Origin of the sequence: Pseudomonas sp. SIMBA_067 (assembly GCF_046534675.1) — a bacterium.
In the GTDB taxonomy this organism is placed as follows: domain Bacteria; phylum Pseudomonadota; class Gammaproteobacteria; order Pseudomonadales; family Pseudomonadaceae; genus Aquipseudomonas; species Aquipseudomonas putida.
The window spans coordinates 293,685-311,151 of the sequence record NZ_JAWRYH010000004.1 but is presented as its reverse complement, the minus strand read 5'-3'; the positions used below and the strand labels follow the sequence as shown (position 1 = coordinate 311,151).

Below are 17,467 nucleotides of genomic sequence, written 5' to 3'. Positions count from 1 at the left end.
CCACTCTTCCTCTTTGGTAAGCGGCCAAGCATAACAACAGCAGCGCTGCACGCCAGCGCCTTCCCCACATACGAAAACGCCGCCTGATGAGGCGGCGCTGTATGACGAAGACCGGACGTTACCAGGTCTTCGGCTCTGACTTCTTGTACGAGCCACCGGTCATGCACTTCTCGACCAGGTCTTCGCGGGCCTTGTTGTCTGAAAGCGTTTTCAGGTAGTCGGGCTGACAGTGTTCGCTGGTCGGCTCGTAGGCTGCCGTGTCGACGGCGTCTTCTTTGCAGCCAGCCAAGCTCATAACGAGTGCCGCAGCGAGGATTGAGGTAAGGCATGACTTCACGGTTTGAATCCCTGGTCCTGGCTCTCATCAGGCGGAGTGATGTTCCAGAGATTCTCGCTGGCTTCCTGCTGTGCCTGCGCCTTCTTCTCTTCCTCGGACTCCCAGCACCCGCTGAGGGACAGGGCAGCAATGGCGATGATGGCTGAGCCAATGATGGTGCGTTTCATGAGGTTCCTTCCTGGAAATGGCCGGGCTTTATATCAAACCTCCCCACCCTCCGCAAAACGTGGCGCCGTGCCATCAGCCAGCGCCTTCCCCTATTCAAGGATAACGCCTCTCCGGCGAGGGCGGCTCCTTGGCGATCAGCCACTGCCCAGGCTGTTGCAGCCTAGTCTTCGACAACTCGGAACTGCATCTCCACCGGACCGCCGGGTGCACGCGACTCCATCACCGAAACATGCTTTGCCCCGCAGTGCTGGCAGTAGAAGGCCTGCCTGTTCAATTCTTCATCGTGATCCAGCTCTGCTTCCGTTTCTTTCTCACAGTTCTGGCAGACGAACTTTGTAGTCATCTCCGGACCTCCTCTACCAATGTAACATTCAGCGTAGCCCGGCTTTGCCAGGCTCCGAGGTATCCCCATGCCCACAGAAAACAAACCGACCAAGCCGCTGAAGGTTGAGCGCTCGACGGTAACGAAGCTGGTGATCACCGGCGCACCTCGGCTGGACACGATCACCGTGTTCCTTGAGGACTTCGGCCCCCCCTTAAAAGTCAGCCGTAACGCGCCAGGAGTACACCTGCACTCCACCCAGCTGTAACCCCTCTCCCTCTATTTCGAGGCGGCGAGAAGATCGGCGGCAGGAGCGCCCTCGGCAGCGATGCGACGAGCTTGAGCCACTCCCCTGGCAAGCATCCTCGTCATCGACTCGCCTGGCTGAGAGGTGAATGCCTCTTCGTATAAAGCCATCCCTCACCGGGCATAAATCCCCAAGAACATCTGCGTCCCACCAGGTCGGCAAAACCTCACCCGAACATCAATACGAGTGCCGTCATTCGGCAACGCTGACCTGGCCGCCTCAGTTCGGCAGTTCCAGTTCCGCGATATCAGACCGAAGGCTGCCTCTGAAATCGAAGACATAGGGCACGCCAGCAGGCTATTGGGGCACTCGAAGGAAGAGATCACCAAGCGCGTCTACCGGCGCGTTGGCGAGATCGTGAGCCCCACAAAATAAGGGGGGTTGCGGAACACATGCCAAAAGTTGCGGAACACTTCAGCTTTTCTGCGCACAAAGAAAAACCCCGCAGACGTTAATCTGCGGGGTTTTCAAATGGTGGAGGCCGAGGTCGGAATCGAACCGGCGTAGACGGATTTGCAATCCGGAGCATAACCACTTTGCTACTCGGCCTCAAAGGTCGGATCTAGCTGCTTGCGCTTTGCTATCTCCTTGAAACGCTGAACCTTTTTCAAAGTTTGCTGCGTTTCGATGGGCGCCATTATGTCTTCATTCCTTTCACCTTGCAACCCCCTGAACGAAAAAAAATTTCAACGGGTTCAAGGTGTTAGCGCAGGCGGCCGAGTTTACTCCATAAGCCCACCACGGTGTTCTCCACCGTGCCGCTGGCAGCCATGCCGATTCGCTCTTGAAGGCTCTTGCGTTCGGCATAGTGCAGGTGAAACAGGTTGGCGTTGCGCGCGCGGGCGCTGAGGTACTCGTCGCTGGTTTGCAGTTCGTCCACCAACTGGCGGTTGAGTGCGGCAACGCCGAGCCAGACTTCGCCTGTGGCCACTTCATCAATATGCAGTTGTGGGCGATAGCGGGCGACAAAATCCTTGAACAGCTGGTGGGTGATGTCCAGGTCTTCCTGGAACTTCTCCCGGCCTTTGTCGGTGTTTTCGCCAAATACGGTCAGGGTGCGCTTGTACTCACCGGCGGTCAGCACTTCGAAGTCGATGTCGTGCTTCTTCAACAGGCGGTTGATGTTGGGCAACTGCGCCACCACCCCGATCGAACCCAGCACGGCGAACGGCGCACTGACGATTTTCTCGCCGATGCAGGCCATCATGTAACCACCGCTGGCGGCCACCTTGTCGATGCACACGGTCAGCGGGATGCCCGCCTGGCGAATGCGCGCCAGTTGCGATGCAGCCAGGCCGTAGCTGTGCACCAGCCCACCACCGCTTTCGAGGCGCAGCACCACTTCGTCACGCGGGGTGGCGAGGGTCAGCAGCGCGGTGATTTCGTTGCGCAGGCTTTCGGTGGCAGAGGCTTTGATGTCGCCATCGAAGTCCAGCACGAAGACCCGGCCCTTTTCCTCGGCCTTGCCTTTCTTCTGCTGTTTTTCCGCCTTGGCCTGCTGCTTGCGCAAGGCCTTGAGCTGGGCCTTGTCGAGCAGGCCGGACTCCAGGCGCTCGCGCAGGTCCTTGTAGAATTCGTTCAGGCGGGTGACCTGCAGCTGCCCACCCGGCTTGCGCCGCCCTTTGCTGCGCAACCCGGCGATGGCCGACAGCACCACGAGGATGGCGATGACCAGGGTGGCGGTTTTGGCGAGAAAGCTTGCGTACTCGGCAAGAAACTCCACGTTGACTCCTTAAATACCTGCGCCAAAGCGGCGCTTAACTGTTGCAAGCATACCGCTGCACCTGAGGCGCTGCCAGCCGGTGTAAACGCTGGCAACACCTTTCAAACAACCTTTTCAAACGCTTGTATGTTTTTTCGTTGACAGCCCGTGTGCTGCATCCTAACCTCGCAGCAACCTCCAAACAGGCCGGAACCTTTCGTGGGCAACCTCTACCTGATCCGACATGGCCAAGCCTCCTTCGGTGCCGATGACTACGACGTCCTCTCGCCCGTGGGCGTGCGCCAGAGCCAGGCCCTGGGTGAGCACCTGGCCCAACTGGGTATTCGGCTGGACCGCTGCGTGGCAGGCAACCTGCGCCGCCAGCAGGATACCGCACGCCTGGCCCTGGAGGCCTTGCATGCCAGCGGCTGCGCGGTGCCGGCTGTTGAGACCGACGCCGCGTTCAATGAGTTCGATGCCGATGGCGTCATCCGCGCCCTGTTGCCCGGGCTGCTGCCAGAAGAACCCGATGCCCTGCACATCCTGCGCAATGCTGCGCAGCACCGCAGCGAGTTCCAGCGCCTGTTCGCCTTGATGGTGCAGCGCTGGCACGCCGGCCAACATGCCGACGATGGCCTGGAAAGCTGGCAGGCGTTCACCCACCGTGTACAAGGTGGCCTGCAGCGCGTGCTGGATACCGCCGGCAGCGGCGACAATGTCGCCATCTTCACATCGGGCGGCACCATCGCCGCCCTGCTCCACCTGGTTACCCGTATTACCCCCAGCCAGGCGTTCGCGCTGAACTGGCAGATCATCAACACGTCGCTCAGCCAGCTGAAGTTCCGCGGCCCCGACGTGGCACTGGCCTCCTTCAACAGCCAGGCCCATGTGCAGCTGTTGAGGGTACCGGAGCTTCTCACCTATCGATGAGCCCGGTTTGTTGTGTCCCTGCGGGGACGTGTAAATAACTCTATAAGGAATGCGCCATGACCTCCGTAGCTGATGCCGTCAAAAAGATGCAAGAGAAGTTCAACCCATCCGCTGCCGCCGGCCTGGACCTGGTGTTCGGCTTCAACATCACCGACGAAGGCAAGCAATACGCGCTGATCGTCAAAGACGGCACCTGCGACCTGCAGGAAGGCGAAAACCCGGACGCCAACTGCACCCTGGTGATGGACAGCGAAACCCTGAAGGGCATCGTCAGTGGCGAAACCGACGGCATGCAGGCCTTCATGGGCGGCAAGCTGCGCGTTGAAGGCGACATGATGCTGTCGATGAAACTCAGCGAGCTGTTCCCGTCCTGAGGGCTGGGTACACCGGATGATCGAAAAACCGAAGCCGTGGCGGCTTCGGTTTTTTTTTGCCCTGCATTCGGTGCAGTGATCGACCTGCAACACCCTCGCCTATATGGCACTTGGCACGCTTGTTCCAGCGCCGCCAGGCCATTAGATTAGCCAATAGTCCTTGCGATCGAGAATAAGGAAAACGCATGACGCTCACCGACCAGTCCACCCAGGTACGCCCCGGCGAAGAACTCGACGCGGCCGTCATCGACCCTTACCTCAAGGCCAACATCCCCGGCCTGGACGGCCTGCCGCGCATCAGCCAGTTCCCGGGAGGGGCCTCCAACCTCACCTACCTGGTCAGCTACCCAGACCGGGACTTTGTGCTGCGCCGCCCGCCCTTCGGGCAAAAGGCCAAGTCGGCCCACGACATGGGCCGCGAGTTCCGCATCCTCAATCAGTTGAACAGCGGTTTCCCCTTCTGCCCCAAGGCGTATGTGCACTGCACCGACAGCAGCCTGATCGGCGGCGAGTTCTATGTCATGGAACGGGTCAAGGGCATCATCCTGCGCTCGGACATCCCCGCCGAGCTGAACCTGGACGCCAGCCGCACCGAGGCCCTGTGCAAAAGCTTTATCGACCGCCTGGTCGAGTTGCACCAGGTGGACTACAACGCCTGCGGCCTGGCCGACCTGGGCAAGCCGGAAGGCTACGTGCAGCGCCAGATCGAGGGCTGGACCAGCCGCTACGAAAAAGCCCTGACCCCGGATGCCCCGCGCTGGGAAAAGGTGACCGCCTGGCTGCACGATAAAATGCCCGCCGACCATCCGAAACCCGCCATCGTGCACAACGATTACCGCTTCGACAACGTGATCCTCGACGCCGACAACCCCATGCGCATCATCGGTGTGCTGGACTGGGAAATGGCCACCCTGGGCGACCCGCTGATGGACCTGGGCAACAGCCTGGCCTACTGGATCGAGGCCGACGACCCGGCGCCGGTGCAACTGATGCGCCGTCAGCCGAGCAACGCCCCAGGCATGCTCACCCGCCGCCAGTTCGTGGATTACTACGCCGAGCGCGCGGGCATCCCGCTGGACAACTTCGATTACTACTATTGCTATGGCCTGTTCCGCCTGGCCGGCATCGTCCAGCAGATCTACTACCGCTACTTCCACGGCCAGACCCAGGACAAGCGTTTCGCCCAGTTCATCCACATGAACCGCTTGCTGGAGCAGATGAGCTTGCAGGTCATCGCGAAGTCCAGCCTCTGAACAACGCCACGACGACGGATAACAAGGAAAACAGCATGTCCAAGACCCACCTGTTCGACCTCGACGGCAAGATTGCCTTCGTTTCCGGCGCCAGCCGCGGCATCGGCGAAGCCATCGCCCACCTGCTGGCCCAGCAAGGTGCCCATGTGATCGTTTCCAGTCGCAAGCTAGACGGTTGCCAACAGGTGGCCGAGGCAATCATCGCGGCGGGTGGCAAGGCGACGGCGGTGGCCTGCCACATCGGTGAGATGGAACAGATCCGGCAGGTGTTCGCCGGCATCCGCGAACAGTTCGGGCACCTGGACATCCTGGTCAACAACGCCGCCACCAACCCGCAGTTCTGCAACGTGCTGGACACCGACCTGAATGCGTTCCAGAAGACCGTGGACGTGAATATTCGCGGTTACTTCTTCATGTCGGTGGAAGCCGGCAAGCTGATGCGCGAGCATGGCGGCGGCAGCATCATCAACGTGGCGTCCATCAACGGCGTGTCCCCGGGCCATTTCCAGGGTATCTATTCGGTGACCAAGGCGGCAGTCATCAACATGACCAAAGTCTTCGCCAAAGAGTGCGCCCAGTTCGGCATTCGCTGCAACGCCCTGCTGCCGGGCCTGACCGACACCAAGTTCGCCTCTGCACTGGTGAAGAACGACGCCATCCTGAACGCCGCACTGCAGCAGATCCCGCTCAAACGCGTGGCCGACCCCAAGGAAATGGCCGGCGCGGTGTTGTACTTGGCCAGCGATGCCTCCAGCTACACCACCGGCACGGCACTCAACGTCGACGGCGGCTACCTGTCCTGATCAGGCTTTGACCGCCACCAAGGTGTAACTCAGGGGCAAGCGTGCAGGCTGCTCGCGCAAGCGGTACTCACCATCGCTGCCCTTGAGCATCTGCCCCGGCAGCGCCTCCCAGGGGATGCTCTGGTGCTCGACCAGTGCCGTCAATTGCAGCCCCTGCGCCAGCAGGGCAGTCACGACTTCACCCAGGCCGTGGTTCCATTCGTGGGTTTCGGTGTGGGCAAGGCGCTGTTCGGTCTCGACGTAGGTCTGGTCGTTGTGCCACACCGTCGGCGCTTCGTGCTCGAAATACGGGTATTCGAGCTGCAGGCGATCCTGGTGGTCTTCGTTGATGGCCATCAGCATCGGGTGCCCATCGCGCAGGAACAACCGCCCGCCAGGCTTCAGCAGCGCCGCGACCGCACGCGCCCACGGCTCGATGCGGGGCAACCAGCAGAGCGCGCCAATACCGGTGTAGACCAGGTCGAACGTGCCTGCCGGCAGTACCTTGTCGGCGGCATAGACGTCGGACTCGACATACGCGATGGGCATCGCGCAACGCTCGGCCAGTGCCCGCGCCTCCACCAGCGAAACCGCCGAATAGTCCAGGCCGCAGACCTTGGCGCCAAGGCGTGCCAGCGACAAGGTGTCGGTGCCGATGTGGCACTGCAGGTGGACGGTGTTCAGCCCGGTGATGTCGCCAAGCAAAGGCAGGTCGAAGCGCACGGTTTCGGAAAGGTGCCCGGGGCGCTGGACCAGAATATCGACTTCGTATTCCTTGGAGGCAGCGTGCAGCGGGGCGCGTTCGTCCCAACTGGTGCGGTTGAGTTGCAGTGAGCGGTCCATGGCGTCTTCCTTGAGTGGTGACGGCTCATGCTAGCCGCCACCTGCTCATCTACGACACCACTGCCTTGCTAAAAATTGTAAAGGCCGAAAAACACCCACCGAGCAAACAACTGGACTGCACTGGCCCTTACAGGCAGGTAGCCGCCGCTGCCCGGCGCTGCAGCGCCACGCCGTCATTCTTCTGCGCGTAGTAGTCGACCCGCGCCCCGCCCGCCTGGGGGTAAACATCCACAAACGCCTCCGCCTCACGGGTATAGACCGTGAACCCGCCCTGCTTGCGGGGTTCCAGGTAGCCACTGGCATCGTCGCCGAACACCTTCTCTTCCTGCCAGCTGTACTGGATGCACTGCGCCACCAGCTCCGGCGCCTTGTGCGAATCGAGCTGCGCAGCCGGCTTGCCGCCGCGGGCCGTCTCCATGGTCGCAGAAGCACAACCGACCAGTATCAGCGCTGCGGCCATCGGCAGAATCGCACGCATGTTCCATCCTCAGGGTATTGAAAAAGATGCGACTCTAGCACTGGCGGGTATCGCGAGTGAATTGTCACGCGCATGCCGCTGTCGCAGCTAAGGTATACCGCCATCAGGAGCACCACATGAAGCTTCACTATCTGCTACTCGCCGCCCTGCCCTGCCTGCCCCTGGCCGTTAGCGCCGCGCCCTCCAGCGAAGAAAGCATCACCGCCCCGGAAACCCACAATCGCACGCTTGAAGTGGGCGACAAGGCCCCGGACCAGTACAAACGCGACGAGGAGGCCATCAAGGACTGGAAAGCCAAAGGCTTGCCAGCACCCGAGAAGGAAAGCCATTGGGTACGCATGGGTGGCCACTACGTGCTGGTGCAGATCACCAACGGTGTAGTGCTGGCGATTCAGCCGGCATCCTGATTCATCCCGCCTGGATCAACGCCGCCATGTGCACCGTGTTGCGCCCGGCGGCCTTGGCCTGGTACAGCGCCGCATCGGCTTGGGCCAGCAGGTTGGCGGTGCTGTCTTTGGGGCCCGGCACACCACACCACAAGCCGACGCTGAAGCGCAGTTCGATCTGGTCACCGGCAAAGCGCGCCGGGTTGCGCGCACACGCATGCCCAGGCCGACCAGGCTGATCAACGCACCGATCTGCAGCAGCAGGTGGGCCCTGCCCGGCCGCTCGGCATGGCGCCACGCCCAGTAAAGAATCATCGAGCACTGCAGCATCAATACCAGCGTCGCCAGCAGCATGCAGGCGGGGATGACGAAGATGACACGCCAGGGCACCACCTGCTCACGCACCCGGAACAGGCTGGCGGTGTAGAACGCCAGAGCCAGCGACAGCAAGCTGTTGCCCAGGCCGTAGCTGACCCACAGCGGGGCCTGGGCATAGACGGTGTAGCAGACATAAGCCAGCGCATGCATCAGCAGCCCGCAACCGGTGAGCAGCAGGTTGTCACGGCGGTTGCTGCGCCCGACCAGCAACAGGCAGAACGCCATAATGGTTGCGACCAGTACAACGGCGGCGAACAACGTGGGGTATGGGCGATCATCGTGATTCACCGAGTGGCAGATTGCCGTCTTGGCTGCGGCTTGCCCCACAGTTTAGAGGGACATTGCCCGCGCGACCCTGACCGAATGGGACAGAACAACAGCCTGCAAGCACGCCGCTCATCACTGCAACGACAATTTTTTGCCCGCCCGGGAAACCAAATGGATCATTTCCAGTCTCAGGAAGTGTCCCGTAAACCATTGCGGATCAAGGACCTATATCGTGATGACCCGCCTTGCAAGCCTTTCGCTGATTGCTGCATTTTTGCTGACCGCAGGCTGCCACAGCCATCGCTACCATGACGACGACGATGGCTGGCGTGACCGCGACCGTGGCCATCGCCACCACCATCGGCATGACCGCGATGACGATGACAATCGTCAGTACCACGGTGACCGCGACTACCGCTGAAGCGTCTTTACCCCCCTGACCTGCCGCCCGTTGCGCGGCAACTTAACCTGATGATTCCTTTGAGGTTCGTATCATGCGTCTGACTCTGCCTTCCCTTGCCCTCGGCCTGCTGCTGTGCCAAGGCGCTTTCGCCGGTGACGGTACTGCCGCCATTGGCGGTGGCCTGGGTGGTGTCCTGGGTAACGTTGTCGGTCAACAACTCGGCGGCAAGACCGGCGCGGCCATCGGTGCCGGCGTGGGCGGCGCAGCCGGCAGTGCGGTAGGTGCACGCAAGGGCAACCGTACCGAAGCCGCCATCGGCGGTGGCCTGGGCTCGGCTGGCGGCTCGCTGCTGGGCGGCGCAGTGGGCGGCAAGACCGGCTCCACCGTCGGTGCCGGCCTGGGCGGCGCGGCCGGTGGTGCCCTCGGCAACCACCTGGGTGACGACAACCGCGGCAGCAAGAAGCACCGCCGTCACCGTCACTGATCAGCTGACTCAAGGGCCGCATAGCGGCCCTATTTGTTGCAGCACATCAACACCCCCTTCATCACAAGCTGGCACATTGGCTGCTACTGTCTATCGTGCCCCGTGTGAAGGAACACCCTCTCCCCATGAACCAAGATCTGCTCTGGGTCCTCGGCCTGCTGGCCATCGTCGTCGTTCTGTTCATCATCAATCGCCCACGCATGGACGTGGTCGCGCTGATGGTGATTCTGGCCCTGCCGCTACTCGGCATCCTTACCGTGGAGCAGGCCCTGGCCGGCTTCAGCGACCCCAACGTGGTACTGATCGCCGCCCTGTTCGTGATCGGCGAAGGCCTGGTGCGCACCGGTATTGCCTACCGTATTGGCGAATGGATGAGCGAGCGGGCCGGCAATAGCGAGACACGCCTGCTGGTGCTGCTGATGGTGGCCGTGGCCGGGCTGGGGTCGATGATGAGTTCCACCGGCGTGGTGGCCATTTTCATCCCGGTGGTGCTAAGCATTGCCGCTCGCCTGCAGCTGTCGCCCAGCCGCCTGATGATGCCACTGGCGTTTGCCGGGCTGATCAGCGGCATGCTAAGCCTGGTGGCCACACCGCCCAACGTAGTGGTGCACAGCGAGCTGGTGCGCAATGGCGAAGCGGGCTTCAGCTTCTTCAGCTTTACTCCGTTCGGCCTGGTGGTGCTGGTGCTGGGCATCGGCTACATGCTGCTGACCCGCCACTGGCTGAACGGCGAAGTACGCAAGGACGGCCGCGTGGAAACCCGCCGCACACTGCTGGACCTGGTGCTGGACTACAAGCTCAACGGCCGTGAACGGCGCCTGCGCATACGCCCTGATTCACCGCTGATCGGCCATACCCTCGGCGAGCTGGAGTTGCGCACCCGGCACGGCGCCAACGTGATCGGCATCGAGCGCCAGCACAAGTTCACCACACGGGTGATCGGCGCCGACTCCAACACCGTACTGCACCAGGGCGACGTGCTGCTGCTTGACCTGTTCGCCAACCGCGACGACCTGCGCAGCCTGTGCCAGGCCATGCAACTGGAGCCCCTGCACTTCAAGGCAGCCTACTTCATCGATCAGTCCCAGGAGCTGGGCATGGCCGAGGTCTCGCTGCCGCCGGGCTCGCAGTTGATCGGCAAAAGCATTCTCGAACTGGCCTTCCGCACCCGCTTCGGCCTCAACGTGGTCGGCCTGCGCCGCGAACAGGCCGCTATCGAAGAGCAACTGGTGGAAGAAAAGCTGCGCCTTGGCGATACCTTGCTTGTGGTCGGCCCGTGGAAGGCCGTGCGCCAGTTGCAAAGCCAGCCCAAGGACTTTCTGGTACTGAGCCTGCCCGCCGAGATCGACCAGGTCGCGCCAGCCCGCACCCGCGCGCCACAGGCGTTGCTTAGCCTGGCGGTGATGGTCGGGCTGATGGTGAGCGGTACCGTGCCCAATGTCATCGCGGCCTTGATCGGTTGCCTGCTGATGGGCGCCGGCCGCTGCATCGACATGAACAGCGCCTATCGGGCCATTCATTGGCAAAGCCTGGTGCTGATCGTCGGCATGCTGCCGTTCGCCCAGGCACTGCAAAAAACCGGTGGTATCGACCTGGCGGTGGGCGGGCTGGTCAGCGTGCTGGGTGGCGCCGGCCCAAGTGCCATTCTCGCCTGCCTGTTCGCCGTCACGGCGGTGATTGGCCTGTTCATTTCCAACACGGCCACTGCGGTATTGATGGCGCCGGTGGCTGTCAGTACCGCCGCGCAACTGGGCATGTCACCCTACCCGTTTGCCATGACCGTGGCCCTGGCCGCATCGGCGGCATTCATGACGCCGGTGTCATCGCCGGTCAACACACTGGTGCTGGGGCCGGGGCAATACCGCTTCGCCGACTTCGTCAAAATCGGCGTGCCGTTCACCGTGCTGGTGATGGTGGTCACCGTCGTGATGGTGCCGTGGTTCTTCGGGTTGTAAAGGAAAGCAACAAGGATTAGAGGCAATTTGACATTATCTCGACCGATCGCGGCAGATTGACATCAACTGGCCTGACGAAACACACTACGGGTATTGCCCCAGGTGCTTCAAGGCGTTGTCCTGGATTTCGTTTCCGCTTGCCGGTCGAGTTCATGGTTTTTCCAGCCCAATCGCGCTTGTTGCCTTATGTCGTTCTGCTTTGCCTGACCTTTGCCCTCACCCTGGGCGGCATCCTGGCACGCCCGATCGAATCGCTGTCGCTGTTCTGGCCAGTGAACGCTGTGTTGGCCGGCGTACTGTTGCGCTACCCTCGCCTGGCCACCCTGACCGGCTTCAGCCTGGTGTGGCTGGCCATGGTCGGCGCCGACCTGTTGTGTGGCAGTGCCTGGGTGCCGGCCCTGTGGTTCAACCTGTGCAATCTTGCTGTGGTAGTAACCCTCTGGCAGCTGCTGTCGCGCTTGCCACGGCTGCACCGGCGCATGCGCACCCCGCACGGCGTACTCAGCGTGTTCGCCGCCTGTGCCGCCGCCGCCATGGTGGCGGCCAGCATGGCAGCGGTCATGGCTGCACCCTGGTTCGAGCAATCCTTACGCGCCACCTGGCTGGCCTGGTTCAGCGAACAGTTCTCGACCAGCGTGCTGGTGCTGCCGGTGCTGTTCACCGCGCCCTCGGTACGGGCCCTGGTGCGCGGAGGTGCCCAGGCCATCCGCCTGGCGCCGCTGCTGGTGCTGCTGGTCTCGCTGGCGGTCAGCATTGCCTTTGGCGGCCCCGGTGCCATCGCCTTCCCGATTGCCGCCTTGCTGTGGTGTGCCTGGACCTACTCGCCATTCATGGTTTCGCTGCTCACACTCACCGCCGGCAGCACCTTGATTGTGGCGGTGGCGCAAAACCTCATGCACTTCAGCGTGCCGCAAAGCGAGCCTGGGGTGACCACGCTGATGTCGGCGCGCCTGGGCATTGCCATGCTGGTGCTCGGCCCGCTGGTGGTGGCCTGCGTCAGCCAGGCCAACCGCAGCCTGATGGCCCGCCTGGCGCACCAGGCCACCATCGACCACCTGACCGGCGTGCTCACCCGCAGTGCCTTCACCCGCCGCGCCAACGCGCTGCTGGACAGCCGCCAGCAGCATGCCCAGGCGCTGCCACTGACCCTGATGATGCTGGACATCGACCACTTCAAGTCGATCAACGATGCCCATGGCCACGGGGTCGGTGACCAGGTGCTGCGCCAGTTCGCCAGCACCCTGCAAGACCAGTTGCACAACGATGAACTGCTCGCGCGCCTGGGCGGCGAGGAGTTTGTCGTCATCCTCCCGGGCCTTGCCCCAGAACGTGCCAAGTTCACCGCCGAACGCCTGCGCCGCGCGGTACAGGACCTGCACGTGGTGCAGGCCGACCAGCGCCTGCAGATTACCGTGAGTATCGGCCTGGCCGGCTGCGACGCCAATATCCCGGCCCCCAGCCTGGACACGTTGCTGGCAAGCGCCGATCAGGCGCTGTACCGGGCCAAGGCCCATGGCCGCAACCGCGTCGAACAGGCAGAAGCACAGCGCCAGGTGGTGTGACTCAACCGGCCAGCAAGTCCCACGACAGCTTGGCGATCAGCACGCACAGCAGTATCAGGAACAGCCCGCGCACAAAGCCTGCGCCCTTGCGTACTGCCAGCCAGGTGCCGGTAAGGGCCCCGAGCACGTTGCACGCCGCCATGGGCAGCGCGATGGCATACAGCACGTTGCCAGAGGGCACGAAGAACACCAGCGCCGCCAGGTTGGTGGCAATGTTCACCACCTTGGCCGAGGCCGAGGCGTGCAGGAAGTCCAAGGCGAAGAAACGGATGAACAGGAAGATCAGGAAGCTGCCGGTGCCCGGACCGAACAGGCCATCGTAAAAACCGATCGCACCACCGATCAGCACCGCCAGGCACTGCTCCTTGCGGCCGATCTTCGCGGGTTTGTGCAGCGTGCCGAAGTCTTTCTTGCAGAAGGTGTAGATGGCCATCAGCACGATCATCACCAGCACTGCCGGGCGCATCACACTGGGCGGCACCAGTGATACCGTGGCCGCGCCTGCGAACGACATGACAAAGGCGCTGAGCGCTGCCGGCACGATCAGCCCCCAGTCCAGCGTCACCTTGCGAATGAACGAGCGCGCCGCGAAGGCCGTACCACACACAGACGCCAGCTTGTTGGTGCCGAGCAACGCCGCTGGTTGCGCGGTGGGCAGCACGTTGAACAAGGCCGGGATCTGGATCAGCCCGCCGCCCCCCACTGCGGCGTCGATCAGCCCAGCGGCAAAGGCGAACACAGAAAGCACAGCAACATCCATCATGACGCGGTTCCAGGCAGAGAAGACCCCAGCAAGGCTAATCAAAGTGCTGCGCTTGTGTTGAAATGCCATATTGCAAAAACTGCAACAAGGAGCAGGCAATGGCATTGGACATGTTGCGGGAAATCCAGGCGTTCGTCAGCGTGGCACACAAGCGCAGCTTCGTGGCCGCCGCCCGCGCGCTGGGGCGCTCACCCAGCGCGGTAACCCGTGCGGTACAAACCCTTGAAGACAACGCCGGAAGCAAGCTGCTCAACCGCAACGCCAACGCCGTCACCCTCACCGAAGCCGGTGAGCGCCTGCTGCCCCATGCCGAACGCTTGCTGGATGTGCAACGTGATGCGGCCGACGAGTTGGCCGCGCTCAGTGGCAGCGCCGAGGGCTGGATACGCTTTGCCGTGCCGCAACTGCTGGGTGAGCATGTGCTGCCACAGGTGCTCGCCGAGTTCTCCCGCTGCCACCCCAAAGTCACCCTGGACGTAAGGTACTGCGACGAAACCCTCGACCCGCTGCAAGGCAAGTTCGATTTCGTGGTACGTGGGGCCTTTCCGCAATCGAGCGAGCTGATCGGCTACCCGCTGTGGGCCTACCAGCGCCACCTGTATGCCAGCCCGGCTTACCTGGCGGTGGCCGGCACACCACAGCACCCTGAAGAGCTCGAAGGGCATGCGCTGATCCTGCACACCGCCCCGCGCATTCTCAAGGCCTGGCATTTTTGCCGCGACGACCAGATTACCAGCCTGCGGCCCAGGCCGAGGCTACGCCTGGACTCCGGTGACGCGGTGTACCACAGCACCCTGGCCGGGGCAGGCATCGCCCGCCTGGCTGCCTGGGTTGGCGAAGCGCAGGTCAAGGCCGGGCGGCTAGGCCGGGTATGCCCGCAATACCGCCTGACTTCCAGCAGCGGCCAGGACCCGCAAATGCATGCCGTGTACCCTGCTGGCGAACTGCCGGCGCGGGTACGCGACCTGCTAGCGGCACTGCGCCGTACCGGCCTGGCCTGCTAAAACAGCCCGCCGAAATGACTGTTCAATTTCTGCTCAATTTAACAGAGCCCGCCTCGGGCCTGGCTTACAGCACTTTATCCACAGACCTACCCACGTTTTTTGTGGACAGATTTCCCAACGCAAAGAACGACTTATCGCACAACCAGCAACGCCGTGTTTGCCAGCTTGACCAGCTCGATCCACTCCGCCGTGGTGATCACTCCGGCCTGTTCCAGCACCAGGGCATCGCGCAATGCCTGGTCATATCCCTGCTCATCAAGTGTGCCTTCGGCAAGAAAACGGCTACGCCACTCCAGCATGGCTGAAGTGCCTTTCTTGTATTCCATTGATGTATCGACTCCACGGCAAAAAGACCGGCCCGAATGAGCGGCGGCGGGAGACTACACGAGGCTTTTGCACTTGAGAATGACTTGCAGCTACCGCTGGTCCAGCAGTGCAAGCAGGGGGAATACTGGCCAATTGGTCAGGCATTGGGCCCGTCATTTGAAATAGACGGGCCGCGCAGGAAAAAAGCAGTTGAAGTCAGCTTGGCGGAATGGTGCCAAGAATACCAATCAGAATGGTCAGTAGCAGAAAACCACCCAGGAACAGCGCCAGCTTGCCCATTGGAACCTCTACAGTTGTGATGCGGGGATGCACATATTGTCGAGCCTGGGCTGATACGGTTACAGATTCAGGTTTGTGGAAAAAAAGCGGATCAGATGCGGCGCAGATACATTATTGCTACATGAGGTTTCAAGACGGGTTACAGGCTCCGGCTGTAACCACGCAGGGTGGCCTGCCCTTCAAAAGGCGACTGAACGCAGCTGACACGGGATGTCGAGCTCGATTGAGAGCACATGAATTGAAACGTAGTTTGTAGGACTTTTTACTGTGCGCTGTGGGAAGAATCGCGGTAGGGGTACAAACCTGTATGAAACATCAGTTTCTCCAGTTAATTCGAGCTGCTACGGTCCATTTTTCCTACAACGGCACGGAAGCCTACAGCACGAGAAAAGCATGGACCCGTTCAACACTTCGGCCCTGAAGCTACAGAAAAAATTGCTGGACCTGCGCCTTGAGTGCGACCGCCTGAGAAGTGAGGGCAAGGACATGGAAGCGGACCGCCTCGCCGGGCCGATCGCGCAAATTGAGGCGGCTATCAGGCAGTTGCCGGATAACCTCAAGCCCGTGACCCTGCAGTGACCGCTACTGCTCCCGCAAGGCATGCACCAGACTTGTAGGAGCGGCCTTGTGTCGCGACAGGGCTGCGTAGCAGCCCCGGCAATTTATGCATTTTCGCTGAAACCCTGGGGCTGCTGCGCAGCCCTGCCGCGACACAAGGCCACCCATACACAAAGCGCGCAGCACAGTCCATCGGCTTTAGAACAGCTTGACCGTGTAACTGAGGATCAAGCGGTTCTCATCGATGTCGGTGCGGTAGTTGGAGCGCGCCATCACGTTGCGCACGCGCACCCCAAACCCGGCCAGCGGCCCGCTCTGCACCACGTAGGCCAGGTCCAGGTCACGCTCGCGGTCCCGCCCTTCAAAGCCCAGCCCGGTGTCCACGTCGCGCCCTTTCACATAACGCAGGGTCGACGTCAGCCCCGGAAGCCCCAAGGCGACAAAGTTGTAGTCATGCCGCACCTGCCACGAGCGTTCGCCTGGCGCCGAGAACTCATAGGTCGGCAGCGTATTACCCATCGGGTTGGTGTTTGCACCCACCTGGATGAAGCCATCATCGCCGCCGATCTGCTGGTAGCCCACATAAAAGGTATGCCCGCCGGTCTTGGCCGAAAACAGGCTGAACAGCGCATGGTTGTCATAGTCACCGGCAATCTTGCGCCCGTCCTCCCGGGCATCGAAGTAGCCGGCATTGACCCCCAGCGTCCAGTCCCCCAGCGGCTCGGCGTGCTTGAAGCTGTAGAAGCGCTGCTGGTAGATATCCTCCAGTTGCGCCTGCCATACACCGACGCTGGTACGGTTGCCGTTGAAGGCATAATCGGCGCCAACGTAGTTGAAGCGGTCACTGGTGAAACGCGCCAGCCGCGCAGGGTTGATCGGGTCGTTGACCAGCGCGTACATTTTCTGGCTGTTGGACGAGTCGCGCAGGCTGGTGGAGCGGAACTGGCCGGCATTCAGGGTCAACCCGGCAAACTCGCGCGACTCCAGCATCGCGCCCTGGTAGGTAGGCGGCAGCAGGCGCAGATCGCTGAACAACAGCACAGGCAGGTTGGGCATCAACTCGCCCACCTTCAGTTCGGTTTGCGAGACCTTGAACTTGATCGCCGCCCCCAGGCGGCTGTATTCGTCCGCCGACTTGCCGCTGTCCAGGCTGGGCAGCAACCCGGACCTGGCATGCTGCGGGCTGCTGTCGAGCTTGAAACCAAGCAGGCCCGTCACATCCATGCCGACGCCGAGCGTGCCCTGGGTGTAGCCGGAGCTTGCGTTCAGGATAAAACCCTGCGCCCATTCCTGGGTACGCGACTGGGTGCTCGCGCCCTTGATATCGGCATAATCGCGGCTGAAGAAGTAATTGCGTGCCTGCAGCGTGGCGCGGGCACCTTCGATGAAACCGGCCTCCTCTGCCGAGGCCTTGGGGCACAACGCGGCGGCGATACACCCGCCGGCCAGGCACGCAGACGAAGAAAAACGCGGTGCAGTGAAACCTTGCATGGAGCGACTCCTGGAATCGGGCAACAGCAACCCGGCGCGGCGGCCGTGTATGGCCGCCAACGTGCGGGTTGCATCGAGTGAGGGTCGGCAGGCGGGCACCCGGCCCGCCTGCCC

At 62.1% G+C, this 17,467-nt stretch carries 21 protein-coding genes, 1 tRNA gene and 3 pseudogenes; 13 read left to right on the top strand and 12 right to left on the bottom strand.

All coding sequences use genetic code 11. From position 1 onward, the window contains the following. Nucleotides 1-118: 118 nt before the first annotated feature. From trbK to SB765_RS11925, 3 genes are all read right to left on the bottom strand, one after another. Nucleotides 119-337: an entry exclusion lipoprotein TrbK gene (gene trbK, locus SB765_RS11935; RefSeq protein WP_341796142.1), complete on the bottom strand. Its 219-nt coding sequence runs from the start codon at nt 335-337 to the stop codon at nt 119-121. Beyond that, nucleotides 334-504, bottom strand: a complete 171-nt coding sequence (locus SB765_RS11930; RefSeq protein ID WP_410931375.1) for a hypothetical protein — start codon at nt 502-504, stop codon at nt 334-336. Before SB765_RS11930 ends, trbK begins: the two co-directional genes overlap by 4 nt. A 161-nt stretch (nt 505-665) precedes the next feature. Then, nucleotides 666-848, bottom strand: a complete 183-nt coding sequence (locus tag SB765_RS11925; RefSeq protein WP_063422729.1) for a hypothetical protein — start codon at nt 846-848, stop codon at nt 666-668. Nucleotides 849-915: 67 nt separating this feature from the next. Here SB765_RS11925 and SB765_RS11920 point away from each other — a divergent pair, with 67 nt between their 5' ends. Beyond that, the gene (locus SB765_RS11920; RefSeq protein WP_410910421.1) at nt 916-1,095 is read left to right on the top strand and encodes a hypothetical protein; all 180 of its coding nucleotides are present in this window, start codon (nt 916-918) and stop codon (nt 1,093-1,095) included. Between the two features lie 11 nt (nt 1,096-1,106). Here the strand turns inward: SB765_RS11920 and SB765_RS11915 are convergent. Beyond that, a pseudogene (locus tag SB765_RS11915) lies at nt 1,107-1,331 on the bottom strand (hypothetical protein); the annotation flags it as partial. A gap of 1 nt (nt 1,332) precedes the next feature. Here SB765_RS11915 and SB765_RS11910 point away from each other — a divergent pair. Further along, nucleotides 1,333-1,509, top strand: a pseudogene (locus SB765_RS11910) (integrase); the annotation flags it as partial. 100 nt (nt 1,510-1,609) lie between these two features. Here the strand turns inward: SB765_RS11910 and SB765_RS11905 are convergent. Together SB765_RS11905 and sohB are read right to left on the bottom strand one after the other, a co-directional pair. Further along, a tRNA-Cys gene (locus SB765_RS11905) sits at nt 1,610-1,683 on the bottom strand. A 154-nt stretch (nt 1,684-1,837) separates the two neighbouring features. Beyond that, nucleotides 1,838-2,857, bottom strand: coding sequence for a protease SohB (gene sohB / locus SB765_RS11900; RefSeq protein ID WP_258653214.1), 1,020 nt, complete (start codon nt 2,855-2,857; stop codon nt 1,838-1,840). Nucleotides 2,858-3,055: 198 nt separating this feature from the next. Here sohB and SB765_RS11895 point away from each other — a divergent pair, with 198 nt between their 5' ends. The 4 genes from SB765_RS11895 to SB765_RS11880 all read left to right on the top strand — a co-directional run bounded on the left by SB765_RS11895 (nt 3,056) and on the right by SB765_RS11880 (nt 6,196). Beyond that, entirely contained in the window at nt 3,056-3,766 is a 711-nt protein-coding gene (locus SB765_RS11895) for a histidine phosphatase family protein (RefSeq protein WP_410931374.1), read from the top strand. A 56-nt stretch (nt 3,767-3,822) separates the two neighbouring features. After that, nucleotides 3,823-4,140, top strand: a complete 318-nt coding sequence (locus SB765_RS11890; RefSeq protein ID WP_016487959.1) for an SCP2 sterol-binding domain-containing protein — start codon at nt 3,823-3,825, stop codon at nt 4,138-4,140. Between the two features lie 185 nt (nt 4,141-4,325). Beyond that, nucleotides 4,326-5,393: a phosphotransferase family protein gene (locus SB765_RS11885; protein WP_410910080.1), complete on the top strand. Its 1,068-nt coding sequence runs from the start codon at nt 4,326-4,328 to the stop codon at nt 5,391-5,393. A gap of 35 nt (nt 5,394-5,428) precedes the next feature. Further along, nucleotides 5,429-6,196, top strand: coding sequence for an SDR family oxidoreductase (locus SB765_RS11880; RefSeq protein WP_410931373.1), 768 nt, complete (start codon nt 5,429-5,431; stop codon nt 6,194-6,196). Here SB765_RS11880 and SB765_RS11875 read toward each other — a convergent pair whose 3' ends face one another. Both SB765_RS11875 and SB765_RS11870 read right to left on the bottom strand, forming a co-directional pair. Beyond that, nucleotides 6,197-7,018 (bottom strand): class I SAM-dependent methyltransferase, encoded by an 822-nt coding sequence (locus SB765_RS11875; RefSeq protein ID WP_410931372.1) that lies wholly within the window; start codon nt 7,016-7,018, stop codon nt 6,197-6,199. A gap of 127 nt (nt 7,019-7,145) precedes the next feature. After that, nucleotides 7,146-7,496, bottom strand: coding sequence for a hypothetical protein (locus SB765_RS11870; protein WP_341796201.1), 351 nt, complete (start codon nt 7,494-7,496; stop codon nt 7,146-7,148). A 116-nt stretch (nt 7,497-7,612) separates the two neighbouring features. Here SB765_RS11870 and SB765_RS11865 point away from each other — a divergent pair, with 116 nt between their 5' ends. Continuing rightward, on the top strand, nt 7,613-7,903 hold the full coding sequence (locus SB765_RS11865) for an RcnB family protein (protein WP_341796202.1): 291 nt from the start codon (nt 7,613-7,615) through the stop codon (nt 7,901-7,903). Nucleotide 7,904: 1 nt separating this feature from the next. On the opposite strand, the pseudogene SB765_RS11860 reads toward SB765_RS11865, so the two are convergent. Next, nucleotides 7,905-8,485 (bottom strand): annotated as a pseudogene (locus SB765_RS11860) (diguanylate cyclase domain-containing protein). Between the two features lie 277 nt (nt 8,486-8,762). Here SB765_RS11860 and SB765_RS11855 point away from each other — a divergent pair. From SB765_RS11855 to SB765_RS11840, 4 genes are all read left to right on the top strand, one after another. Then, nucleotides 8,763-8,948 (top strand): hypothetical protein, encoded by a 186-nt coding sequence (locus SB765_RS11855; protein ID WP_410931371.1) that lies wholly within the window; start codon nt 8,763-8,765, stop codon nt 8,946-8,948. A gap of 73 nt (nt 8,949-9,021) precedes the next feature. Further along, nucleotides 9,022-9,414: a glycine zipper domain-containing protein gene (locus SB765_RS11850; protein ID WP_016498896.1), complete on the top strand. Its 393-nt coding sequence runs from the start codon at nt 9,022-9,024 to the stop codon at nt 9,412-9,414. 125 nt (nt 9,415-9,539) lie between these two features. Beyond that, on the top strand, nt 9,540-11,369 hold the full coding sequence (locus SB765_RS11845; protein ID WP_341796203.1) for an SLC13 family permease: 1,830 nt from the start codon (nt 9,540-9,542) through the stop codon (nt 11,367-11,369). A 137-nt stretch (nt 11,370-11,506) separates the two neighbouring features. Further along, nucleotides 11,507-12,931 (top strand): diguanylate cyclase, encoded by a 1,425-nt coding sequence (locus SB765_RS11840; RefSeq protein ID WP_341796204.1) that lies wholly within the window; start codon nt 11,507-11,509, stop codon nt 12,929-12,931. Between the two features lies 1 nt (nt 12,932). Here the strand turns inward: SB765_RS11840 and SB765_RS11835 are convergent, their stop codons facing one another. Then, the gene (locus SB765_RS11835) at nt 12,933-13,694 is read right to left on the bottom strand and encodes a sulfite exporter TauE/SafE family protein (RefSeq protein ID WP_016498893.1); all 762 of its coding nucleotides are present in this window, start codon (nt 13,692-13,694) and stop codon (nt 12,933-12,935) included. A gap of 98 nt (nt 13,695-13,792) precedes the next feature. Here SB765_RS11835 and SB765_RS11830 point away from each other — a divergent pair, with 98 nt between their 5' ends. Next, on the top strand, nt 13,793-14,698 hold the full coding sequence (locus SB765_RS11830; RefSeq protein WP_410931370.1) for a LysR substrate-binding domain-containing protein: 906 nt from the start codon (nt 13,793-13,795) through the stop codon (nt 14,696-14,698). A 131-nt stretch (nt 14,699-14,829) separates the two neighbouring features. Here the strand turns inward: SB765_RS11830 and SB765_RS11825 are convergent, their stop codons facing one another. After that, nucleotides 14,830-15,024 carry a hypothetical protein gene (locus tag SB765_RS11825; RefSeq protein WP_341796206.1) on the bottom strand — a complete coding sequence of 65 codons (195 nt, stop codon included), beginning with the start codon at nt 15,022-15,024 and terminating at the stop codon, nt 14,830-14,832. Between the two features lie 673 nt (nt 15,025-15,697). Between SB765_RS11825 and SB765_RS11820 the strand changes: the two genes are divergently transcribed. Beyond that, a complete protein-coding gene (locus SB765_RS11820; protein ID WP_341796207.1) occupies nt 15,698-15,883 on the top strand; it encodes a hypothetical protein in 186 nt (61 codons plus the stop codon). Between the two features lie 177 nt (nt 15,884-16,060). Here SB765_RS11820 and SB765_RS11815 read toward each other — a convergent pair whose 3' ends face one another. Further along, a complete protein-coding gene (locus SB765_RS11815; protein ID WP_410931369.1) occupies nt 16,061-17,353 on the bottom strand; it encodes an OprD family porin in 1,293 nt (430 codons plus the stop codon). Between the last annotated feature and the right edge of the window lie 114 nt (nt 17,354-17,467).